We start from the raw sequence: 22026 nt of genomic DNA, 5'->3' as shown, positions 1-22026 counted from the left end.
TCCGACACGACTCGCTGCATCGCGATTTTTCGGCTAGGCGTAAGGAGGCATCTCAACTAGATCAACTGACGGGGGGCTTCATCATTGAAAACGATCATCTGTACAATCGGCGCCGCGCTGTTACTGGCTCTGACGATCCTGAGCGGTTATCAACCGGCGCGCGCCGGCCAGGCCGTGGTTGGTCGCAAACATATGCCGATCGACGTCGCTCGCGATTTCAACGGCGACGCGCTGCGTACGATCGATAATCAGATGCAGAGCAACAACTGGTCGGGCTATGCGCTGCCGAAATTCGAGACCAAGGTGCACTACACGGCGGCGCAATCGACCTGGGTGGTTCCGGGGGCGATTTCTCAGGGGATTGATAGCTTTTCATCGAACTGGGTCGGGATCGGCGGTTACTGCAAAAGCGCGAAATGCCGGCACGCCGACGCCAAGCTGATTCAGCTCGGCACCGAGTCAGACTCGTTCGCCGGCGGCGGCAGCCAATATTATGCGTGGTACGAGATGCTGCCGGCTTTTTCGATCGTCATCAGCACGCTGCCGGTGAATCCCGGCGATGTCATGACTGCCTCGCTGAATTGCGCCGGTAAGTGCAAGGGCAAGCAATCGTGGACGCTCGCGATGACCGACGAAACCACCGGTGGCAGTTGGAGCCAGACCTTCACGTACAAGGCCTCGAAACTCTCCGCGGAATGGATCGAAGAGGCGCCGACGGGATTCAGCGGGATCCTGCCGCTGGCGGACTTCGGCACGGCGATTTTCAGCTTCTCGACTGCCAATAGCGCCACCGCCAATCTCGCCACCGGCGACAGCGTCGTCATGTTCAATCCCAGCGGGCAGAACTCGAATGTATCCGTTCCTAATTCGACCTTGGACGGCTTCAGCGCCTGTTGGGGATTCGGCAATACGCTGACGCCTTGTTCTCCGACGAGCTGAAAGCTCGCCCCTGAGCCGCTCGTAATCCGCAGCGCGCAGCGATTGAGAAAGGCGCTGCGATCGGCGACAATCCTCCTGCTCTTGCACATCTGACGGAGCCGGAGGGCTGGACGATGTTCGCCAGGAATCTGTGGTACTGCGCCGGATGGGATTACGAGCTGAGCCAGGGTCGCGACGCCCTCCTCGCGCGCCGCCTCGCCAATGAACCGATTGTGCTCTATCGCAAACCCGCCGGCGGCATCGTCGCTATGGAAGATCGCTGCCCGCATCGGCAGGCCGCATTGCATCTCGGACGCAAGGAAGGCGACGCGCTCCGCTGTCTCTATCACGGTATGAAATTTGGCCCCGACGGCATGTGCGTCGAGATTCCCGGCCAGCGCGCGATTCCCGCCCGCGCCCGCGTGCGCACCTTACCCGTGGTCGAGAAAGACAACTGGATTTGGGTCTGGATGGGCGATCCCGCGCGCGCCGATCCCAACCTGATCTGTTTCGCAGTCGGCCCCAGCGATCCGAACTGGAATATCAAAACCGGAAAACTTACGGTGAAGGCCAATCATCGGCTAGAAATCGCCAATCTGATGGATCTCAGCCACGCCAACTGGATCCACAGCAAAACCCTTGGCGGCACTCGCGCCTGGGTCGATGTAAAACCGACGCGCACGCCGACGCCACTCGGCGTCAACAGCGAGGCCTGGTTCTATAGTGTGCCGGCGCCGTCCTTTGCCCAGCATCTCTTTCCGCCCGACGCGCTGTTCGATTGGCACGTCGATGTGCAGATGACCTTGCCCTGCAACTTCGTGATTCATTTCAAGGTCTTCACGCCCGGCACCGCGACGTCCGGCCCGTCCAACGGCCAGATGCTCCTCGACAGCTATTCGTCGCAGGCGGTTACGCCCGTCGATGAGGATACCTGTGAGTACTACTTCAGCTGGGGTGCGAGCAAAGCGACCGACGCGCCCGGGATGAGCGACATGCTCTTCGAGACCGTGGACGCAGCGTTTCAAGAGGACGCTATCGTGCTCGAAGCGCAGCATCGGAACTTGAAGGAGCGGCCCGACGGCAATCTAGTGAATATCGTGCACGACGCCGGTCCCGAGATGCTGCTGCGATTGCTCGACAAGCGTATCGAAGAAGAAGCCACGGAAGCCCGGCAGGCCGCCTCGACGCGACCGAGCCGGCTCGCCTCAGCGGTGAGTTAAAGTCACCTCAACTCGACAGGCTCAAACCTCGAGACCGCATCAATCATGCAAAAAGAGCCCTTTACGATCGCAGTGCCCGACGACGTCCTGACTGACCTGCGCGAGCGTCTGGCGCGGACCCGCTGGCCGATCGATTACAACAACGAGAACTGGGCTTACGGCACCAATCGCGCGTATCTGAAAGAACTCGTCGACTACTGGCTCGATCGCTACGACTGGCGCAAGCATGAGCGCGAGATCAATTCCTTCGCCAACTACAAGACGACTATCGCTGGCGTCCCGATCCATTTCATCCACGAGCCCGGCAAAGGGCCGAAGCCGATCCCGCTGATTCTCTCGCACGGATGGCCGTGGACCTTCTGGGATCTGCATAAGGTGATTCGGCCGCTATGCGATCCGGCCACTTTTGGCGGCGATCCCGCAGACGCCTTCGACGTCGTCGTGCCTTCCCTGCCGGGCTTCTGCTTCTCGACCCCGCTGACCAAGCCCGGCATCAACTGGTGGCGCACCGCGGACCTCTGGGTCACTTTGATGCGCGAAGTTTTGGGCTATCAGAAGTTCGCGGCCGAGGGCGGTGATTGGGGCGCACTGCTGACCGAGCAGCTCGGGCACAAATATCCGCAGCATCTGATCGGGATCTATCTGAGCCTCGCGATTCCGATGGATTTCTTTACCGGTGGCGGTCTGCGTGAAAGCGACTACGGTCCAGACGATCAGGCCGCGCTGGCGCGGACACGGCAAGCCGAACCGACGATCGTAAGCCATGTCGCGGTCCAGACCCGAGATCCGCAGACCCTGGCCTATGGGATGCACGATTCGCCGGTGGCGTTGTGCGCCTGGCTCATCGAACGGCGGCGCAACTGGAGCGATTGCGGCGGCAACGTCGAGCGGCGCTACAGCAAAGATGAGCTGCTCACGCATGTGATGCTCTACTGGGTGACCGAGTGTTTCGTCACCTCGGTGCGTTATTACTACGAGGCGCGCAACGATCCATGGAAACCGGCGCATGCACGCACCCCGGTGGTGGAAGCGCCGACGGCGATCGGAGTCTTCCCACGCGAATTGCTGATCCCGCCGCGCAGTTGGGCGGAACGCTACTACAATCTCAAGCGCTGGACGCCGATGACCGCAGGCGGGCACTTCGCGCCGAGCGAGGAGCCTGAACAACTGGTGCAGGACATCCGCGCCTTCTACCGCACGCTCCGCTAGAACGACGATGCCGTCGTTGCGCGCCGGCATTGGTCGGATTCTTAGGCCCGAATTCCCGATCGAGGTTGCTTGATGAAAATTCTCTTCGACAAACGCGGGCCGCTCGCCTACGTCACGATCAATCGGCCGGAACGGCTGAACGCCTGCGACCACGAGTCTTACGCGCGGCTCGCCGAAGTCTGGACGGAATTTCAGGAGGACGCCGCGCTCCGCGTCGCCATCCTGACCGGCGCGGGTGAGCGCGCCTTCTGCGCTGGCAGCGACATCAAAAGCAACTACGTCGAGCGACCGGGCGAGGAGCCGCACAATCTGCTGTTCCCGGTGATGCTGGCGCTCGACAAGCCGGTCATCGCCGCGATCAATGGCCACGCCAACGGCGGCGGCCTCGAGCAGGCGCTGGCCTGCGATATCCGCGTCGCCGCAGAGCACGCGCAGTTCGGACTGGGTGAGGTGCGCCTCGGATGGCTGCCCGGGGGCGGCGGCACGCAGCGGCTGCCGCGGCTGATCCCACTCGGCCGTGCACTCGAGATGCTCTACACGGGCAATCGGATCGACGCGCCGGAGGCGCTGCGCCTCGGTTTGGTCGATCACGTCGTGCCGATGAACCAGCTAATCGGCAAGTGCGAAGCGATCGCGGGCGAAATCTGCAAGAGCGCACCGCTCGCCGTGCGGCGGATCAAACGAGTCGCTCTCGACGGCCTCGATCAACCTCTCGCCGACGGCTTGGCCCTCGAGCGCGAACATTATGAGTGGCTGCAAACCACCGCCGACGCGCGCGAAGGCGCCCTCGCCTTCGCCGAGAAGCGTCAACCCAATTGGCAGAATAAGTAGAGTCTGAAAAAAGTTGGTCGACAGGGCCGATGCGGTTAGCCATCACTTCGCGATGACCATCCGCACGAACTACTGCAAAGTCTCGTCGAAGAGCTCCCGCATCGCTGCCCACGAGCGTTGATCAGCGTCGCGGTTATAGGCGAGCGCGGGGACGTGGTATTGGTCCGCGCCCGGATTTGTGAAGCTGTGTTTCGCGCCGCTATAGATGTCAATTTCCCAGTTCGCACCCGCGGTTCGCATCTCCTGCTCAAAAGCCTCGAGCTGTGCGGGCGGCACGTAAGGATCATCGGCGCCGGCGCAGAGCAGAATCCGCGCCCGGATTGCGCCCGGTTGCGCAACCGCCCCGGTCCCCGGGTGACCATGGAAACTGACGACGCTTTGGAGATCGGCGCCGCTGCGGGCGAGCTCAAGTACGGTCGTGCCGCCGAAGCAGTAGCCGATCGCCGCAGTTTTAGCGGAATCGACGCGCGGATCGCGTTTTAGTTCGTCGAGCGCGGCATTGATCCGCCGGCGCAGTTCGGCGCGATCACCGGTCTCGAGTGCGGTGGCCCACGCCCCCGCCTGCTTGGGGTCCGTCGTGACTTTCCCGTCGCCGTACATGTCCACCGCCAGGGCGACGTAGCCGAGCTGCGCCAGCATCTTCGCGCGGCTTTTGGCGTAGTCGTTCAGGCCCCAGAATTCCGGCACCACCAGGACGCCGGGACGGCGGCTCTTCAAGCTGTCGTCATAAACCAGGAAACTGTGCGAGACGATTTGGCCGGCGTTGAGAGTGATCGTCTTCGACACAATCTTGCCGCGCGCCGGAGCTGCAATCGACCACACGGCAAGCAAGGCCACTATCGTGACTGTCGCCCTGGCTGCAAGATTTTTCATGCCTTTCGCTCCTCTCAATAAGTCAGAGGCTACTCTATCGGCGCAGGATTCTTAGAAGCGACTCGCGCGCGCATGGCCGCCAGCTTTCGACAATAGACACAATTGGGCTAAGCTCGGGAAAATTTCAAAGCGGGCAAGACCAAAGGGTAAGAACAAAGGAGAAGACCAGAATGAAAATCGGCTTTTTTTGCGTCGGGATCGCGAACTTCGCGCAGCCCGAGATTCTCGCCGCCACCGCGATCCATGCAGAACGCCTCAACTTCGCGACCCTCTGGGCGCCTGAGCATCTGCTGTTCGTCGAAGGCCAGGCCTCGCACTATCCCTACGCGCGCGGCGAGAGTCTGCCGGTGCCGACCACGATCCCGCTGCTCAATCCGTTTCTGGCCTTGACCTATGCCGCCGCCCGCACGTCGAGGATTCGGCTCGCCACCGGCATCTGCCTCGTCCCCGAGTACAACCCGCTGCTGCTCGCCAAAATCTGCGCGTCGCTGGATTATCTGAGCCGCGGACGCTTCGCCCTGGGAATCGGTATCGGCTGGCTGCGCGAGGAGTTCGTCGCCCTCGGCATCCCGTGGGAGAAGCGTGCTAAGCGCACACGCGAATACGTCGAAGCGATGCGCGGGCTGTGGGGCGAGCAGAATGATTACGCGGGCGAGTTCGTCAATTTCAAGGGCGCGCTCAGCTATCCGAAGCCGATCAGCGGCGCCGCGCTGCCGATTCTAGTCGGCGGTCAAAGCGAGGCCGCGCTGAAGCGCGCCGCGGTTTATGGCGACGGCTGGTGCGGATTCAATTTGACTCCCGCCGAGACCGCCGAGGCGATCGCGAAGATCCGCCGCATGCGGGTCGAGCATGGCCGCGCGGCCACGCCCTTCGAGTTCCTGGTTACGCCCACTAACTCGAACACGCCCGATGACCTCAAGCGCTACCGTGACGCCGGCGTGGACGAGCTCTACCTGACGCCGGCGTTCCAGCAGGCGCCGGCCAATGAAGCCGAGGTCGTCAAGCTGCTCGAAGGGCTGAGCCGCACTTGGGTCGAGCCCGCGGCAAAAGTTTGAACGTGGCGGCGCGGTTGACAGGCTGTCTAGCGGACGCTTAGCTGGGACAGTTTTTTCGCGCACCGGTGAACCGATGAACAAGTATGGTGATGTGAGCGTCGAGATCGGCAACGACTATGTAGCGACCGTCGAGATTCATCGGCCGCCGCACAACTTTTTCGACGACGCCTTGATCCGCAACATCGCGGACGCCTTCGAGGCCCTCGATCAGGACGCCGGCTGCCGCGGCATCCTGCTCGCCGCCGAAGGCAAGTCGTTTTGCGCCGGCGCGAACTTTCAGAGCCGTCCGGAGAACAACCCGCTCAATCAGAGCCAGACGCCAAAGGGCAGCAACCCGCTTTATCTCGAAGCGGTGCGGCTCTTTCGCTGCAAGAAGCCGGTGGTCGCGGCGATTCAGGGACCAGCGATCGGCGGCGGCCTCGGGCTCTCTCTGGTCGCGGATTTTCGCGTCGCCGCGCCCGAGGCGCGCTTTGCCGCGAATTTCGTCAAAATCGGCATCCATCCGGGTTTTGGCCTGACCTACACCCTGCCGCGGCTTATCGGGATGCAACGGGCGTCGCTGCTCTTCTTGTCCGGGCGCCGGATCGACGGCGAAACGGCAGTGGCGTGGGGACTCGCCGATCAGCTTTCACCGCTCGATCGACTCCGCGCCAACGCCCACGCGCTGGCGGCGGAGATCGCCGAGAGCGCTCCCCTCGCGATTATCTCGACCCGCGCGACCCTGCGCGACAAGCTCGCCGATACCGTCGAGGCGCAGACGCGTCACGAACTCCACGAGCAGACCTGGCTGATGAAAACCGACGATCATAAGGAAGGGGTAAAAGCCGTCGCTGAGCGTCGGCCAGGCCGCTTCACTGGCAAGTGAACCGGAGGCGGCGGCTTACTTCTTGAGAAGAGCCAAACTGACGGACCCGCCTGCTTCATTCTTCACCGAAGAAACGTCTTCGGACCGCGTCATCAATCGGCAGCTCAGGCCCGCTGAACAGATGGTCGGGAACGCGCGTCGGGTCTTCCATGATCCGCGGTAGCGCCTTGGCGCGCCGCGCATCAGCCAGTTCGCCCCGATCATAAAAGAGTGTGGTGAGCCAGTCCTCCGACGTATGGACTGAATGATAGTAGCGGTCATGCTCGCGGGCGTAAGCGTGACCCGCGCGATCCCAGTCGCTGTCCGCCAACAGCGCATCGCGAAGTACGCGGACGTCGCGAAGTGTGAGCGACAGTCCTTGTCCCCACGAGGGATCGCTGCATGCAGCCGCGTCTCCGATCAGTGTGACCCCCGCAGCATAGGGATGATCGATCCAGCTATCCGCTCCGCTGAAGCTGGCGAGCGGCCCGACCGCGTCGGCGCCGGTGAAAAAATTCGGTGGCACACCACACTGGATGCATCCCTCGACGAAGCGCGGCAACGAATCCCTACCATGGAGCCGCAGATCGGCATGGGTGCGATGAGCGACATAGGCGCGGAAGCGACCGTCGCTCTGTGGCGCGACAAACGATCCCTGGCCAATCATTGGATTGACCATAAAGTAGGCGGCATCGCTGCGGTAACCCTCTCCGCCCTCTAACAGTACACCGGCAATCGTAAGCCGGTCGGGATCGCGCCGCTCGGCGAATTTGCCCCATTTGCGCACGTTCGATGAGCGCCCATCAGCGCCGACGACGAGCCGCGCGGCGACGGTCTCGGTCGCTCCGCCGGAATCGAACGCAACTGCCGCGGGTGCGCCCGGCGTGACGAATTTCACATTCACACCGCGGCGGATGTGCGCACCGGATTGGGCTGCGTCCGCGATCAGCGCCTCCTGCATCGTTGGATGGTGAAAGGTGAGCGACGGCAGGCCCTGAGGCGTGGATGACACAAGGTCGCGATCTGGTCCGAGCCCGATCACCCAGCGTGCCTGATTTACATTCGCCTTCTGGAGAGTCGCATCGAGGCCAAGCCGCCGCGCTTCCGCGACGCCCCAGGGAGCAACATTCTCGCCGCGAACGCGATCACGGAACTGCGTCTCACGTTCGAGGACCAGTACCTGCGCACCCTGGTCGGCCATCGCCCTTGCTAATGCCGAGCCGGCGAGTCCGCCGCCGATAGTTACGATGTCGTAGGTAGCTGCACGCATTGGTCTCTCTCCCAGGATTCGAGAAATCCGACTGGAAGTTTCAGGTAGCACGATTCTCCTCAGAGCGCTATATTCGTTATTCACCTCTTACGGCGACGTAAGCTGGCGGACATGAGGCGGCCGCGGCCCCGACGAATCCTGCTGCACGGCCGCTCGTGCGATCCAGACGAGCAGAATCAGCGATGGAATCGTCACCACGGTCGAGAGCAGGAAGAAGCGCACCCAGCCAAGCTCGTCGGCCAGCATCCCGCCCGACGACGCCACCAGCGTTCGTCCAACCACGGCCAGCGAGGAGAGCAGGGCATACTGCGTCGCGGTGAAGGCAGGCGAGCAGAGCCCGGAGAGATAAGCCACGAGGGCGACCGCGGCCATCGCGCTGGTGATGTTCTCTATCGCGACGCACAGCGCCAGATAGTCGAGCCGATGGCCCTCCAGCGCCTGCACCACATAGAAGAGGTTGCCGGCCGATTGCAACAAGCCGCAGATCAACAGCCCGCGCATCAGGCCGAGTCGCGCGCAGACGACACCGCCCGCGAACAAGCCGACGATCGTCGCCGCAAAGCCGACCAGCTTCGAGACCGCGGCGATTTCGGCCAACGAAAAGCCCATCGCGATATAGAGCGGCGTCGCCATCACGCCGGCCAGCGCCTCACCCAGCTTGAAGACGATCACGAACAGCAGGATCGCGACCCAGCGCGGCCGCTGCATGAAATCCGCAAATGGCGCGACGACCGCACTCGCCAGCCATTCCTGCACGGCACTCAGACCGCCGGCGCTCTCCTGACTCAACGCTATGACCGGTGCGGGCGGTTCGGGACCAAACAGAAAGACGCACAGCCCGACGGTAAGAAACCCCGCCATGGTCGCATAGGCCGCAAACCACCCCGCGCGATCCGCGATCAGCAGCGCCCCGGCGCCCGAGACCAGCATCGCGATCCGATAGCCCGCCTGAATCATCCCGGCGCCGGGACCCTGCTCTTCGGCAGTCAAAATCTCGACGCGCCAGGCATCAATCACGACGTCCTGACTCGCCGACAGGAACGCCACCGTCACCGCCAGGATTGCCATCGTGGCGAGGTCCCGGTGCGGATCCGTTCGTCCGAGCGCGAGCACGGCGGCGATGAGGGCGAGCTGGATCGTGACGCCCCAGCCACGCCGGCGGCCGAGGGGAAGCGGGGGCGGCAGGCGATCGAGCAGCGGCGACCAGGCGAATTTGAAAGCGTAGGGCGTGCCGACCAGCGCGAAGGCGCCGATCACGCTGCGGCTCACACCGACCGTCGCCAGCCAGGCCGACAGCGTCGAGAAGGTCAGCAGCAGGGGCAGTCCACTGGCAAAGCCGAGCGGCAGGATGAGCAGGACCCGCGGTTTTCCATATGGCGCCAGCCATCGCCGCCAGCTATTCATCGCGACAGGGTTGCGCAGGCACGGCACCTCGCCTCATGAATAAGCTCGCGCCGCGCGCGTCATCTATACGAAGTCGCACTTGAGCAGGCTTTTTCCTTCGCAAGGTTATCGGGCTATCATCCGCGTCAGGCCACATACGTTGCATAGCCGAGCATAAGTTGATGCCCGAGGTTAATCTGTTGAGATCGAGCCGTCTCCGGTGGGTACTCACGATCATGCTTGCCGGATCATCGCTGATGTCCGCCCGTCTGTTCGCCGCGGCGGCGCCGAACATCGCCTCTGAACCATACTTTCTGGTCGCCACGCCTGATCTCCCAGATCCGATCTTTCAGCAGTCCGTGATCCTCGTATTGCCCTCGGAGTCGCCGCTGGTGGCAGGCTTCATCATCAATAAGCCGACGCGAGTGACCGTCGGCGAGGTCTTCCGCGAAGTCGACGGCCTCAAGCATCCGGACGATAAGGCCTACTTCGGCGGACCGGTGGATTATACCGAGCCGATCCTGCTGATGCGCAGTGACCATCCGCCGGTCGGGGCGACCCGCCTTGCGAGCCATCTCTATGCGGCCACGGGTCTCGGCACTATCGCGGCTGCGCTGACCCGGCCCCTCGCGTCAGGCGATCAGCGGCTGATGCTGGGGCGTGCGCAGTGGTCAAGCGATCAGCTCCACGGAGAGATCCTGCAGGGCGCGTGGGAAACCCTGCCCGCCGACATCGATCTGATCTTCAGCGCCGAACCGGCAAAGCTTTGGCCCAAACTCGTGCAGCAGTCGCATCTGCGCCAGGTCGGTGTGATTGCTCAGCCGGACCCGCCTGCGGGCTCATTCGGAGAATTCCTCCGAAGTCCATGACTGAATGGGATTGCGCGGATCAGCATGAAGCGTTTGCAGCTAAAATCCTCCTGCGAATGCCTGGGATCATAAGTTGGGCGACCTTGACGCAAAGGGACGCGGAAAGGTAAGAGTCAACCGGTTCGAAGGAGCAACCCGCCTCATGTCCGGGGAACCGCGGCGGAAAAGCTTGGCGAAACCTTAGGAGTACGAATGAGTAGGGGACTTCGTTGGATTATGGGGGTCGCGCCATCAGCCTGGATCGTCGCGCTGTGTGCAGCCCTATGGCTCGGCTTTTCACCGGGGACGAGCTTTGCGGAAAACCCGCAGCCCAGTGCCGAGGCCGGACGCGACCGCACGTGGGAGAACTATTTCGGCGTCGCAATTCTGCCCTCCGAACGCGCCGTAATCGTTGGCGACAAGGGCCTCGTGATGACCTCCGACGACCACGGCCGCACGTGGCAGCGGGTCCAGCTAAAGAAGGGCGTCAACCTGTACGACCTCTACAGCGTGGCCTTCGCGCCCGACGGCGCGAGCGGCTGGGCCGTCGGCGACGGTGGCGTGATTTTTCATTCGGACGACCGCGGCGCTACCTGGAAGCCGCAAGACTCGAAACTAACTTCGGCTTTGCTGAAAGTGGTCGCGATCGACGCGCAGAAGGCCTGCACCGCCGGCGAACACGGCGTCGTCCTTTGCACCGCCGACGGTGGCGCCAGCTGGAATTCCTACAAGTTCCCGGAAGACATCGTCTTCTTCGATCTCGCTTTCACCGATCCGAATAATGGCTGGGTCGTCGGCGAATTTGCCACTACCCTTCGCACGACTGACGGCGGCAAGAGCTGGAATCTCCAGACCGGCGGCAAGCGTGATCTCACCTCGGATCCCTTTTTCGCGATAGCTTTCGAGAACGCCGCGAGTGGCCTCGTCCTCGGCCTCAACGGCGAGGATATGACGACTGCCGACGGGGGCAAGAGCTGGAAACCCGGCGCGCTCGCCGGCCAGCACCATTCATTTTACGCCGCTACGGCGCGGCCCGCAGGTGACTCCGGGGAGCTTTATATCGGTGGCCAGGACGGCGTCGCGGCGCGCGTGGTGCGCGGCGAGGTCCTGCCCGGGCAGAGCGCGACCTCGAACTCGATCACCGGATTAGCCTTCTCCCCTCATCTGGGGCTGGCGGTGGGGATGTCGGGTACGATCATGCGCAGCGAAGATGGCGGCCAGCACTGGAGTGCGTGGAACGCCGGCAACACCGCCCCGGTACGGGCGAATTGAGCAATAACAATGGTACATTCATCCAATAATATCGGTAAAATTATCCTGCGTTTTCGCGCACCGATCGGCTTGTTACTATCGGTCGTAACCGTCTTCATGATCTATGCGTCGTCGCGCGTGCAAATCAACACGCGCTTCGTCGACTTCTTTCCCAGCTACCACAAGTACATCCTGCTCAATGAGAAATATCAGCGCTCCTTCGGCGGCGCCGAGACCCTTGCGATCATGCTCCGCGTCAAGGACGGGGATATCTTCAATGAGACCACGCTGAAGAAAATGCAAAGTCTCACTCAGGCGATGGACAGCCTGCCCGGCGTTAATCACGAAGAGGTTTTTTCGATCGCGTCATTCCGCGTCAATTATGTCGAGGCCGAGTCCGGCGCCCTGATCAGCAAACCCTACATGTTTCCCGACGTGCCTAAAACCGCGGACGGGGTCGCCCTGCTCAAGAATAAGGTGATCGTGCATCAGGACGCTCTGCGCCAACTTGTGAGTAGTGATTTCAAGAGCGCGATGGTTACCGCTTCCTTCAACGACGCCGAGATCAACTACTCTGAGTTTTTCAAGGACGTGCAGAAGATCGTCCAGGATAACCAGGACGCCAACAATGAAATCTTCGTCGCCGGCGAGCCGATCGTCCGCGGCTACGGCTATCACTATTTGCCGCGCCTCCTCGCGATTATCATCATCTCACTCGCGGTCATCGTGCTGGTGCATTACTACGGCATACGCGGTATCGCGCGCTGGTGGGCGCCGCTGATGACAGGAACTTTCTCCGCACTGTGGGGCATGGGCTTCACCGGGCTGATCGGCTACCAACTCGATCCCGTGATGCTGGTTATCCCCTTCATTCTCACTGCGCGCGACGTCAGCCACGGTATCCAGTGGCAGCGCCGCTTCTATAGCGAGATCGAGAAAACCGGCGGCGACGTCCATACTGCTGTCGTTAACACGACTAGCCTGATGCTGCCGCCGGGACTCGTCTCCATCCTCGCCGACATCTTCGGCATCATCTTCGTCTCATTCAGCGGCATCCCGGTGCTTCACCATATAGCCCTGACCGGAGCGGTCTGGGTGGCCTCGAGCCTCCTGATGGTCTTCGTCTTCCAGCCCATCGTGATGAGCTATCTGCCGCCGCCTGCACTCGAAGGAAAACTCGACGAGCATCTCTCCGGCGGCCTCGAAGGTTTGATGGACCGCTTCTTGCGCAACTTCATCACCTTTCCGGTCCATCCGGGTTGGGCCCGCACCACTCTCCTGTGGGGCGCCGCCGCGTTCATCGTCTTCGGACTGGTCTCCGGCCAGCGCGCCGAAATCGGTTATCGCACTGTCGGGACGCCGCTCTATCGGCCCGACTCGAAGGTCAACCGCGACATCCAGGAGATCGCCAAATCGTTCCCGGTCGATGAAGGCTGGGTGGTGCTGGAAACTCCCGGTTATCCCAATCCGCAGTCTTCGCTGGGTCCCGATCCGCTGCGCGCCGCAGACGATTTGCGCTACTACCTGCGCGAGCGTGATCCTAACGTGCTGCAGGTGATTTCGTTCGCCTCGGACATCGAAAAACCCTTCAACCAGATGTTCCACTACGCGAACCCCAAATTTCTGCGCGTCCCGGATTCAGTCCAGCTCTCCGGCAATCTCTGGTATCTCTATCTCTCCGGCACTGCCCCCGGCGAAATGGAGCGCTTTATCCCCAACTCGCAGGCGCGCGCGAACTGCGTGCGCGTGCTCTTGCGCGATCATACCTACGACACCCTGAATCGCGTCCTCGACGAAATCCGGGACTTCAACAGTACTCACATGGCCGGTAACCCGGGCGTGAGCCAGGTACATGTCGCCTACATGGGCGGCATCGCCGGCCTCTATGCCGCTGCTAATCAGGTGCTCAAGCGTACCGACTTCTTCAATCTTACTTTGACTTTGATCGCCGTCGGCATCTGCTGCGCGATCGAGTTTCGCTCGCCCGCCGCAGGTCTGCTTTTCATCGCGGCCAGTGTTCTCGGCAACTTCGGCGCGTTCATCTACATGAATGCCCGCAACCTCACTCTGACTATCGATACTATCCCGGTCGTTTCACTGGGTATCGGACTAGGTATCGATTACGGCATCTACACGATGGCTGCCATCCGCGACGAAGCGATAGGCGGCGCGGAAATCACCACCGCCATCACCACCGCGATGCGCGGGACCGGGCAGGCGGTGCTCAATACCCTGTTCGTCATGATCGGCGGCCTCTCGATCTGGACTTTCTCTCCAGTTGACTTCCACGTCCGCATGGCCGAACTGCTGATCTTCCTGATGTGCACCAACGCGATCACCGGGGTTATCATCCTGCCCAGCTTTGTCTCCGCCTTCCGGCCCCGTTTTATCACCCGGTATGTGCAGACCGAGGAGGCCGGCACCCCGCCGCGGATGGCCTCGTCGAGTTGAGTACGTGCCAAGCCAAATTGAATAGCAGGAGAACTCGAATAACTTATGAATCAATGGAAGATCGGCAACGTGAAAGTTACTCGGGTAATCGAGTCCGAGGTCGCCTGGGACGGTACTCAGTTGCTGCCCAACGCCACTGCGGAGAATCTGCTCAAGGAACGCGACTGGCTCTATCCCGCCTTCACCGACGACGGCGGCAAGATCAAGCTCAGCATCCACGCGCTGGTAATCGAATCGATGAACAAACGGATTATCGTCGATACCTGCGTCGGCAACGACAAGGTCCGCCCGGCCTTTCCTGACTGGAACAAGATGCAACTGCCGTTCCTCGCCGACTTGCGCAAGGCTGGCTATTCCTGCGAAGCGATCGATCACGTCCTCTGCACGCATCTGCATATCGATCATGTCGGCTGGAACACGACGCTCAAAGACGGCAAGTGGGTCGCAACCTTCTCCAACGCGCGCTATCTGATCGGCGGCACCGAGTGGGATTTTTTCTCGCGCCAGAACGACGACTTCTTCAAAGGGCCCGTCGAGCATTCGGTGCGTCCGATTTTCGATCAGAGGCGCGCGGAACTGGTCGACGAGAAGCGCAAGCTCACCGACGAAGTCTCGCTCGAGGCGATGCCCGGCCATACCCCCGGCCACCTTGCCGTGCGCATTTCCTCGCAGGGACAAAACGCCGTCATTACCGGCGACCTGATGCATCACCCCATTCAATGCCGCTATCCTGAGTGGGATGATAATTTTGACGTCGATCAGGCGCAGGCGAAGAAGACCCGTCGCGCTTTCTGCGAGCGCTACGCGGATACCGGCACAATCGTGCTGGGCACTCACTTCGCGACGCCCACGGCCGGAAAGATCGTCAAGCAGGGCGATTCCTTCCGCTTTGTACCGGCCTGGCGGGAAACCGCGCCCGAACCGGTATCAACAACATGATCGGGCAGCCGCAGCCGGGTCTCCAGCTCTGGCCGCCGCGTTGTTGCCCCCGCTCGTTCCCGTGATAAATCTCCCACCGGAAAGAGCTCCGGTGCTTGAGCGCGCGCGTTTCTGACATGGCTTCCTCGCCTACACCAAGTTCAGGCGGCGTCGCGCAAATCGACAAGCCCGCGACCCACAAATGGCTGATCGCGATCGCCGTGATGCTCGGAGCGACACTGGAGGTGCTTGACACCTCGATCGTCAACGTCTCGCTGCCGCATATGCAGGGAAGCTTTTCCGCCAGCCGCGACGAAGTCACTTGGATCCTGACCAGTTACCTCGTCGCCAACGGCATCATGATCCCCCTCACCGGCTGGATCTCTGCGCGCTTCGGCCGCAAACGCTACTTCGTCATCTCGGTCGTCGCCTTCGTCGTGACTTCCGGGATGTGCGGGGCCGCGACGTCGCTGACGCAGATGGTCATCTTCCGCCTCCTCCAGGGCGCCGCGGGCGCCGCGATGATTCCCTCTTCCCAGGCCATCATGATGGAGACCTTCCCGCCCGAGGAGCAGGGGCTCGCGATGGCGGTGTGGGGCATGGGCCTGCTGACCTCGCCGATGATCGGGCCGACGCTGGGCGGCTGGATCACCTACAACTGGACCTGGCGCTGGAACTTCTACATCAACCTGCCGATCGGGATTTTTGCCGCGATCATGGTGATCGTCTTCGTCCACGATCCCGAACATATCCGCAAGTCGCAGGCCGCCGCGCGCCGCATCGATTATCCGGGCATCATCTATCTGGCGCTCGGCCTCGGCCTGCTGCAGATCGTGCTCGATCGCGGACAGCGCTCCGACTGGTTTGCCGCCACCTGGGTCTGGGTCTTTATCGGCGTCGCGGTGCTGGCGCTGGTGCTCCTCGCCATCCGCGAGTTAACCTTCCCCGAACCCATCCTCGACCTGCGCATCCTCGCGATTCCCTTGTTTGATGTCTCCGTCACGATGATCCTGACCATGATGCTGGTGGTTTTCGGCCTTAATCTGCTCAACCCGCTCTTTTTCCAGGAGCTGCTCGGTTACTCGTCGTGGAAATCGGGACTGGCGGTGCTGCCGCGCGGCTTCGGCACGCTGGTTGGTATGTTTGCGCTCGGACAGCTCTCGCGGCGCGGCTTTGACGTACGCTGGCTCGTCGGCGTCGGCTTTTTCGTCCTGGCCTACGCGCTCTGGTCGATGAGCCATTGGAGCCTCGACGTCGGCATCCCCGAAGTGCGCTGGGCGCTGATCTGGTCGGGCCTCGGTTCCGGCCTGATCTTCCCGGCAATGTCAGCCTCCGCGCTCGCCTGCGTCTCGCGCGAGCGAATGGGCTATGCCTCGAGCCTTTACAACATGATGCGCAATACCGGCTCGGCGATCGGCATCTCGCTCGTCACCAATCTGCTCAACAGTCGCGAGCAGTTGCATCAGGCCTATCTCACCGAGCATGTGACGCCGTTCCGCTCATGGCAGCTCGATCAAACCGCGCCGCTGATGCCCGGTTCACCCCATTTCAACCTGATGCAAGGTATGATCAGTGGCCAGCATCAGGGTTATGGGCTGATGTACGCCAGCGTGCAGCAACAGGCATCGCTGCTCGCCTACAACGACATCTATCGGATTCTGGCGCTGCTGGCGGCCATTTTCATCCCGGGATTTTTGTTCCTGAAAAAGACGGCTCGCGGTGCGGCCCCCGCCGGCCATTAAGCGTCTAAAGCCTCAATCCTGCTTCGGTGAGCCGCTGCTCGAGCATCGGTATCCGGTCGTAGCCCCAAAAGGGCTCGTGTTCGAATAGGAAGATTGGCACTCCGAAGATATGATCGGCCGCGGCTTCATCCTGAGCCGCCTGATAATCGCCGACGCCCTCGCCGCCGAGATACACCCGATAGCCGTCAGCCGATAGCCCCAACCCCGCCACGATCGCGGCGATCTGCTCCGCATCGTCGGGCTGCAACTCGCGCTTCCAGAAAAGTTCGTACACTTTCAGGTTGTAGGCCAGCAGCCGGTCGTGCTTCTGCGCGAACAGACCGCCGATTAGCGCGATCCGCGTGTCGTAAACTTTGGGCTGGCCGTGGATCTCCAATCCGCGCAGCTTGGCCGCGCGCCGCGCGTCGAGATATGAATAACGCGTCTTGTATTCGGAATAGATACTCCGTTCGCCCTTATCCTTGATGCGCAACTGGAAGGGTATCCAGCGGACCGTCACATTATACCGCTGCGCCAGCGCCAGCCCGGGCTCGAAGGCCAGATAGGCAAAGGGACTCTTGTAGTCGGAATACATCTTGATCTCTTTGATTTCCACGCCCGCTCCACCATAGATTAAAGCCGATTTCGCCTCACGATAACGGAGAACGTCGATGGACGCGATCAGAAAACTTGATCGCTCGGTGAAAGGCCGGGCCGTATTAATTACCGGCGCGGCGAGCGGGATGGGCCGCGCCACTGCTCATCTCTTCGCGAGCGAAGGCGCCGTGGTCGCGGTCACGGACCTTCGCGCCGAGGGCGTCGCGCAGGTCACCGGCGAAATCCTCGCTGAGGGTGGCGTCGCGCATGGCTGGCCACTCGACGTGCTCGACGGCGCCGCGATCACGCGCGTCGTCGGCGAAGTCGCTGCGCGCTTCGGCCGCCTCGACATCCTGATCAACAATGCGGGATTCGCCGCCTTTCGCCGTATCGACGAAGAGAATTACGACGCCGTCTGGACACGCGCAGTCGCCGGTCTCCTGACCTCGCAGCAACTGATGGTGCGTGCGGCCCTGCCCTGGCTGCGGAAATCCGACGCCGCGCGCATCGTCAACATCGCCTCGACCGAGGGCCTCGGCGCCACCCCCGGCGACAGTCCCTATGTCGTCGCCAAGACCGGCGTAATCGGCCTGACGCGCGCGCTCGCGGTCGACCTCGGCCCGGAGAAGATCACGGTCAACTGCATCTGTCCCGGTCCGATTCGCACCGGTCTTACCGATCCGATTCCCGAAGAGCACAAGGAGATTTTTGCCAAGCGCCGCACCGCCCTGAAACGCTACGGCTACCCCGAGGAGGTCGCACACATCACCTTTAGCCTCTGCCTCCCGGCCGCTTCATACATCACCGGCGCGATCATCCCGGTGGACGGCGGCCTGACGATCAGGAATGCCTGAACAGCGCCGCGCGCGCCGGTGCTCTAGAAGCCGATTTCGCTGATGAACGGCGCGAGCGCCTCGAGCAGCCCGCGCGGGTTGTCACCTTGGATCGTGTGACCGGCATCGGGGACCTTCAGCCAGCGCCCGTGCGGCAGCGACTCGGCGAACTTGATCGCGTTTTCGTCCGAGAAGACATCGCTGCGCTCGCCGCGCAGGATCAGCGTCGGGCAGCTGATGCGATGGAGATCCTGTTGAATCTGTTTCGCCCGTTCGAGCCTCTCGTTGGCGAAGTCCGGCGTGATCGACATTCGATTGGGATCGTGCTTCCAGGTCCATTTGCCGTTCGGCAGCTTGCGCAGGTTATGCATCAGACTGCGCCGCAAGAGCGTCGGATTGCGCCGCGGATTGAAGGACATCGCCCGCTCGACAAAAGCGTCCACCGAATCGAGTACACGATCGAGCGCGATAAAATCGCGGATGCGTTTAGCTCCGTCAAGACTTAATTCCGGCCCGACGTCCACCAGCACCAGTCCCGCCAGCTTGGCCGCATGCGCGATCGCGTAGCCGATCGCAGCGAACCCACCCATCGAATGGCCTACCAGCAATGGCCGCTCGAGTCCCAACTGCTCGATGAACCCGGCGACGTCGCGCACCTGACTGTCGTGGCTGTAGTCCGAAGTCGGCTCCCACTCGCTGTCACCGTGACCGCGCTGATCGAGCGCAAAGCAGTGGTATTGCCGCCGCAGCATCAGGCAGACCACGTCCCACGTATGCGCGTTCAGGCCGCCGCCATGCAGAAACAAAATCGGACGGCGCCCCGCGACGCCCCAATCCAGGTAATGAAACCTCATCCCGTGAATCACGATATGGTGTGATTTCGGCAGGACGGTTTCGGGCAACGTCAGTCCGGCATGTCGGGCCGTAAGCTCCAGATGTTCGATCTGTTCGGTATCGTTCAGCACTTGATTACTCCTGGTCTGTCTCCACAGGGATAACAGCCAATTACGGAGAGTGGATGTAGGACGGGCGGACACCGTGTCCGCCCGATACTCATACGTTTCTCATTCTCTACCAGCGGCGATTGCCACCACCACCGCCCGCGCCAGCACCTTCGCGGCCGCGGCCACCCCGGCCGGCGCCCCCGCCCGGACGACGATCGCCGCCGCCCCCGCGCGGGCCGCCCGGACCGCCGCCCTCGCGCGGCCGCGCTTCATTGACGCGGATTGCCCGTCCTTTGAGTTCCGCCTGGTTGAACTCCTCGATCGCGCGCGCGGCTTCGTTCGAGTCCGCCATCTCGACGAAGCCAAAGCCCCGCGACTGGCCCGAGAATTTGTCCATCACTACCGTTGCGCTATCGACCTTGCCCGCTTGCGTAAAAAGCGCCTCCAGGTCTTCATTCGTCACTGAGTAGGCCAAATTGCCTACATACAACTTCGTGGGCATCCTTGCCCTCCTTGAGTCTAAGGCCGGGAAGCAAGGACCATAAAAACCCGCTGGTTGGGTTTTTTGACAGGTGCTATCCGGGCGGTTTTCAGAAATCTTTTACCGTTTCATTCCGCGAAAGTCCACCGCCACCATCAAGCGTTCGGGGCGGCTTGAATCCGCGCGGCCGGACTTCGCTGAACTGTCGATAGTTGTGCTAATCAAGCGATTGACCGGCGCGAACCGCACCCGCAAAAGTCCGGAGGAGCCATGCCCTTCATCACGACGGACGATCAAGTCCGCCTCTATTATGAAGAGGCCGGCCACGGCGCCGCGCTGATCTTCGTCCACGAATTCGCCGGTGACTATCGCAGCTACGAGGCGCAGATGCGTCACTTCGCGCGCCGTTACCATTGCGTCGCCTACAACGCTCGCGGCTACCCGCCTTCAGACGTTCCCGACGATCCGGAACGCTACTCGCAGGACCGCGCGCGTGACGATCTCCGCGCGATGCTAGACCAGCTCTCAATCGAACGCGCGCATATCGTCGGTATCTCGATGGGCGGCTTTGCCACGCTGCACTTTGGTCTCGCGTATCCCGAACGCGCCCTTTCACTGGTTATCGGCGGATGCGGTTACGGGGCCGACCCAGCGCGCCGCGAGCAGTTTCAGAATGAAGCGGAAGCGGCCGCGCAGCGTTTCGAGAGTCTCAGCCTCGAAGAAGCCGTAGCCGGCTATGCGACCGGGCCGACCCGCGTGCAGTTGCAGAACAAGGACCCGCGCGGATGGGAGGAGTTTCGCCGGATGCTCGCCGAGCATTCCGCGCGCGGCTCTGCGCTCACTCTGCGCGGCGTGCAGAAGCGCCGCCCATCCCTCTTTGATCTGGTCGCCCCGATGCGGCGAATGACCGTACCCGCGCTCGTGATGGCGGGTGACGAAGACGATCCTTGCCTCGAAACCTCGCTCCTGATGAAGCGTTCCATCCCAAGCGCGGGATTGGTGATACTGCCGGACACCGGCCACGCCCTCAATCTCGAGGAGCCGGGCCTGTTCAACTCGCTGGTCGCCGACTTCCTGCATCAGGTCGAAGCGGGACGCTGGCCCCTGCGGGATCCGCGATCTCTCGGCGGGAGAATTCTGTAGGCAAGGTCAGATGGCTGCGCGGGCCGTCACCCGATCACGGATGACGGCCCATCCGCCTTAGAACTGGTTAATCACGCTCATACCGACATTCTCGAATTTCGACATCTGCTCGATCACGCCAAAGGCCTTTTCGATCGGGATGGTCTCGGTGATCAATTTTCGCGGCGCCAGCCGTCCCCGCTCGACCATGCTCAACAGCGCCGGATAACGGAACGACTGGATCGCCAGAGAACCGGTGAACTGGATCTCCTTGAACACAATCTGATCGATCGGCAGCGCGACTTCGCCCTTTTCGCCCTGCGTCGTCAGACCGATCTGCACATGACGCCCACGCTTGCGCAGACTCAACACCGCGTTGCGGCAGGTCACGGCGATCCCCAACGCATCGACGCTCACGTCAGCGCCGCCGCGCGTGAGATCCTTGACAGCCTGCACCGGATCGGTCGTCTTGCCATTGATGACGTCGGTTGCGCCAACCTGCTTGGCCAATTCCAGCTTGCGATCGTCCAGATCGACCGCGATTACCCGCGCGCCCAGCGCCGCCGCAATCTGAATCGCCGACAAGCCCACGCCGCCGCAGCCGTAAATCACTACCGTTTCATCCGCCTGGACGTGTCCCTGATCGAGAATTCCATGAAAGGCCGTGACGTAACGGCAGCCCATCGCCGCAGCCTCCACGAAGCCGATTTGTTCGGGCAGCGGCGCGCAGTTAAAATCCGCGTGACTGAGAACGCCGTAGCGGGCATAACCGGTCATCCCGGTGCCCATGCAGTGGTTGGAATGGCCGGTGCGGCAGTCCTCGCAGACCCCGCAGCCTTGCGCCAGCGGGACCACGACTCGCGTCCCCACCTTCAGATTCTTGACCTCCGTGCCCACCTCCTCAATCACGCCCGCGAATTCGTGTCCGAGGATCGCCGGCAGACGCGGCTTGAAACCGATCCAGCCCCAGTCGCCCTGCCACAGATGCCAGTCCGAGCGGCAGATGCCGCTGCCCTCGACGCGCACGATCGCGCCGTCAGGCGGGCACTTGGGTTCCGGCCATTCCTTCACCACCATCGGCTTGCCGACTTCTTCCATCACCATTGCTTTCATAATCTGTCCCCTAACTTCGGTTTATTCGCTGTAGAGCGGCTCTCGGATGCCCGTGAAGCTAATCACGGGTCATGTCAGATTGTCCAGTTTTGATCCGGTGAGACGATCCAAAACTCACCTGCGATGGAGACTGCTTCAGCGCCG

General features: G+C 62.0%; 20 protein-coding genes. 13 read left to right on the top strand and 7 right to left on the bottom strand.

The window, feature by feature from the left end; translation table 11 throughout:
• Nucleotides 1-84 precede the first annotated feature (84 nt).
• From VKS22_12560 to VKS22_12545, 4 genes are all read left to right on the top strand, one after another.
• Nucleotides 85-939 carry a G1 family glutamic endopeptidase gene (locus VKS22_12560; GenBank protein ID HLW71442.1) on the top strand — a complete coding sequence of 285 codons (855 nt, stop codon included), beginning with the start codon at nt 85-87 and terminating at the stop codon, nt 937-939.
• Between the two features lie 113 nt (nt 940-1052).
• A complete protein-coding gene (locus tag VKS22_12555; GenBank protein HLW71441.1) occupies nt 1053-2138 on the top strand; it encodes an aromatic ring-hydroxylating dioxygenase subunit alpha in 1086 nt (361 codons plus the stop codon).
• Between the two features lie 45 nt (nt 2139-2183).
• Nucleotides 2184-3347, top strand: coding sequence for an epoxide hydrolase (locus VKS22_12550; protein ID HLW71440.1), 1164 nt, complete (start codon nt 2184-2186; stop codon nt 3345-3347).
• A 72-nt stretch (nt 3348-3419) separates the two neighbouring features.
• A complete protein-coding gene (locus VKS22_12545) occupies nt 3420-4178 on the top strand; it encodes an enoyl-CoA hydratase-related protein (protein HLW71439.1) in 759 nt (252 codons plus the stop codon).
• Between the two features lie 69 nt (nt 4179-4247).
• Here VKS22_12545 and VKS22_12540 read toward each other — a convergent pair whose 3' ends face one another.
• The gene (locus VKS22_12540) at nt 4248-5051 is read right to left on the bottom strand and encodes a dienelactone hydrolase family protein (protein HLW71438.1); all 804 of its coding nucleotides are present in this window, start codon (nt 5049-5051) and stop codon (nt 4248-4250) included.
• Between the two features lie 170 nt (nt 5052-5221).
• Between VKS22_12540 and VKS22_12535 the strand changes: the two genes are divergently transcribed.
• A complete protein-coding gene (locus VKS22_12535) occupies nt 5222-6106 on the top strand; it encodes an LLM class F420-dependent oxidoreductase (GenBank protein ID HLW71437.1) in 885 nt (294 codons plus the stop codon).
• A 73-nt stretch (nt 6107-6179) separates the two neighbouring features.
• Nucleotides 6180-6971, top strand: a complete 792-nt coding sequence (locus VKS22_12530) for an enoyl-CoA hydratase/isomerase family protein (GenBank protein ID HLW71436.1) — start codon at nt 6180-6182, stop codon at nt 6969-6971.
• Between the two features lie 55 nt (nt 6972-7026).
• On the opposite strand, the gene VKS22_12525 is transcribed toward VKS22_12530, so the two are convergent.
• Nucleotides 7027-8220 carry an NAD(P)/FAD-dependent oxidoreductase gene (locus VKS22_12525; protein HLW71435.1) on the bottom strand — a complete coding sequence of 398 codons (1194 nt, stop codon included), beginning with the start codon at nt 8218-8220 and terminating at the stop codon, nt 7027-7029.
• 87 nt (nt 8221-8307) lie between these two features.
• Entirely contained in the window at nt 8308-9624 is a 1317-nt protein-coding gene (locus VKS22_12520) for an MFS transporter (GenBank protein HLW71434.1), read from the bottom strand.
• A 215-nt stretch (nt 9625-9839) separates the two neighbouring features.
• On the opposite strand from VKS22_12520, the gene VKS22_12515 reads away from it, so the two are divergent.
• The 5 genes from VKS22_12515 to VKS22_12495 all read left to right on the top strand — a co-directional run bounded on the left by VKS22_12515 (nt 9840) and on the right by VKS22_12495 (nt 16813).
• Complete coding sequence (locus tag VKS22_12515) at nt 9840-10472, top strand: YqgE/AlgH family protein (protein ID HLW71433.1); 633 nt, start codon at nt 9840-9842, stop codon at nt 10470-10472.
• Between the two features lie 192 nt (nt 10473-10664).
• Nucleotides 10665-11723, top strand: a complete 1059-nt coding sequence (locus VKS22_12510) for a YCF48-related protein (protein HLW71432.1) — start codon at nt 10665-10667, stop codon at nt 11721-11723.
• Between the two features lie 9 nt (nt 11724-11732).
• Nucleotides 11733-14153, top strand: a complete 2421-nt coding sequence (locus VKS22_12505; protein ID HLW71431.1) for an MMPL family transporter — start codon at nt 11733-11735, stop codon at nt 14151-14153.
• Between the two features lie 45 nt (nt 14154-14198).
• Nucleotides 14199-15092 (top strand): MBL fold metallo-hydrolase, encoded by an 894-nt coding sequence (locus tag VKS22_12500; GenBank protein HLW71430.1) that lies wholly within the window; start codon nt 14199-14201, stop codon nt 15090-15092.
• A gap of 116 nt (nt 15093-15208) precedes the next feature.
• Nucleotides 15209-16813, top strand: coding sequence for an MDR family MFS transporter (locus tag VKS22_12495; GenBank protein ID HLW71429.1), 1605 nt, complete (start codon nt 15209-15211; stop codon nt 16811-16813).
• Between the two features lie 4 nt (nt 16814-16817).
• On the opposite strand, the gene VKS22_12490 is transcribed toward VKS22_12495, so the two are convergent.
• The gene (locus VKS22_12490; protein HLW71428.1) at nt 16818-17408 is read right to left on the bottom strand and encodes a DsbA family protein; all 591 of its coding nucleotides are present in this window, start codon (nt 17406-17408) and stop codon (nt 16818-16820) included.
• Nucleotides 17409-17463: 55 nt separating this feature from the next.
• Here VKS22_12490 and VKS22_12485 point away from each other — a divergent pair, with 55 nt between their 5' ends.
• Nucleotides 17464-18243 carry an SDR family NAD(P)-dependent oxidoreductase gene (locus VKS22_12485; GenBank protein ID HLW71427.1) on the top strand — a complete coding sequence of 260 codons (780 nt, stop codon included), beginning with the start codon at nt 17464-17466 and terminating at the stop codon, nt 18241-18243.
• 23 nt (nt 18244-18266) lie between these two features.
• Here the strand turns inward: VKS22_12485 and VKS22_12480 are convergent, their stop codons facing one another.
• Together VKS22_12480 and VKS22_12475 are read right to left on the bottom strand one after the other, a co-directional pair.
• Nucleotides 18267-19187: an alpha/beta hydrolase gene (locus VKS22_12480; GenBank protein ID HLW71426.1), complete on the bottom strand. Its 921-nt coding sequence runs from the start codon at nt 19185-19187 to the stop codon at nt 18267-18269.
• A 106-nt stretch (nt 19188-19293) separates the two neighbouring features.
• On the bottom strand, nt 19294-19668 hold the full coding sequence (locus VKS22_12475; protein ID HLW71425.1) for an RNA-binding protein: 375 nt from the start codon (nt 19666-19668) through the stop codon (nt 19294-19296).
• Between the two features lie 249 nt (nt 19669-19917).
• On the opposite strand from VKS22_12475, the gene VKS22_12470 reads away from it, so the two are divergent.
• Nucleotides 19918-20790, top strand: coding sequence for an alpha/beta hydrolase (locus tag VKS22_12470; protein ID HLW71424.1), 873 nt, complete (start codon nt 19918-19920; stop codon nt 20788-20790).
• 57 nt (nt 20791-20847) lie between these two features.
• Here the strand turns inward: VKS22_12470 and VKS22_12465 are convergent, their stop codons facing one another.
• Nucleotides 20848-21882 carry a zinc-binding dehydrogenase gene (locus VKS22_12465; GenBank protein HLW71423.1) on the bottom strand — a complete coding sequence of 345 codons (1035 nt, stop codon included), beginning with the start codon at nt 21880-21882 and terminating at the stop codon, nt 20848-20850.
• Between the last annotated feature and the right edge of the window lie 144 nt (nt 21883-22026).

Source organism: Candidatus Binataceae bacterium (genome assembly GCA_035308025.1).
GTDB lineage: Bacteria > Desulfobacterota > Binatia > Binatales > Binataceae > JAJPHI01.
This window is presented reverse-complemented; position numbering and strand designations above follow the sequence as displayed.

Coding starts and splice junctions, on each gene's coding strand:
- VKS22_12465 (HLW71423.1), bottom strand. CDS start 21,882: ATGAAAGCAATGGTGATGGAAGAAGTCGGCAAGCCGATGGTGGTGAAG.
- VKS22_12470 (HLW71424.1), top strand. CDS start 19,918: ATGCCCTTCATCACGACGGACGATCAAGTCCGCCTCTATTATGAAGAG.
- VKS22_12540 (HLW71438.1), bottom strand. CDS start 5,051: ATGAAAAATCTTGCAGCCAGGGCGACAGTCACGATAGTGGCCTTGCTT.
- VKS22_12545 (HLW71439.1), top strand. CDS start 3,420: ATGAAAATTCTCTTCGACAAACGCGGGCCGCTCGCCTACGTCACGATC.
- VKS22_12530 (HLW71436.1), top strand. CDS start 6,180: ATGAACAAGTATGGTGATGTGAGCGTCGAGATCGGCAACGACTATGTA.
- VKS22_12515 (HLW71433.1), top strand. CDS start 9,840: ATGCTTGCCGGATCATCGCTGATGTCCGCCCGTCTGTTCGCCGCGGCG.
- VKS22_12555 (HLW71441.1), top strand. CDS start 1,053: ATGTTCGCCAGGAATCTGTGGTACTGCGCCGGATGGGATTACGAGCTG.
- VKS22_12475 (HLW71425.1), bottom strand. CDS start 19,668: ATGCCCACGAAGTTGTATGTAGGCAATTTGGCCTACTCAGTGACGAAT.
- VKS22_12525 (HLW71435.1), bottom strand. CDS start 8,220: ATGCGTGCAGCTACCTACGACATCGTAACTATCGGCGGCGGACTCGCC.
- VKS22_12495 (HLW71429.1), top strand. CDS start 15,209: ATGGCTTCCTCGCCTACACCAAGTTCAGGCGGCGTCGCGCAAATCGAC.
- VKS22_12550 (HLW71440.1), top strand. CDS start 2,184: ATGCAAAAAGAGCCCTTTACGATCGCAGTGCCCGACGACGTCCTGACT.
- VKS22_12535 (HLW71437.1), top strand. CDS start 5,222: ATGAAAATCGGCTTTTTTTGCGTCGGGATCGCGAACTTCGCGCAGCCC.
- VKS22_12500 (HLW71430.1), top strand. CDS start 14,199: ATGAATCAATGGAAGATCGGCAACGTGAAAGTTACTCGGGTAATCGAG.
- VKS22_12520 (HLW71434.1), bottom strand. CDS start 9,624: ATGAATAGCTGGCGGCGATGGCTGGCGCCATATGGAAAACCGCGGGTC.
- VKS22_12510 (HLW71432.1), top strand. CDS start 10,665: ATGAGTAGGGGACTTCGTTGGATTATGGGGGTCGCGCCATCAGCCTGG.
- VKS22_12485 (HLW71427.1), top strand. CDS start 17,464: ATGGACGCGATCAGAAAACTTGATCGCTCGGTGAAAGGCCGGGCCGTA.
- VKS22_12505 (HLW71431.1), top strand. CDS start 11,733: ATGGTACATTCATCCAATAATATCGGTAAAATTATCCTGCGTTTTCGC.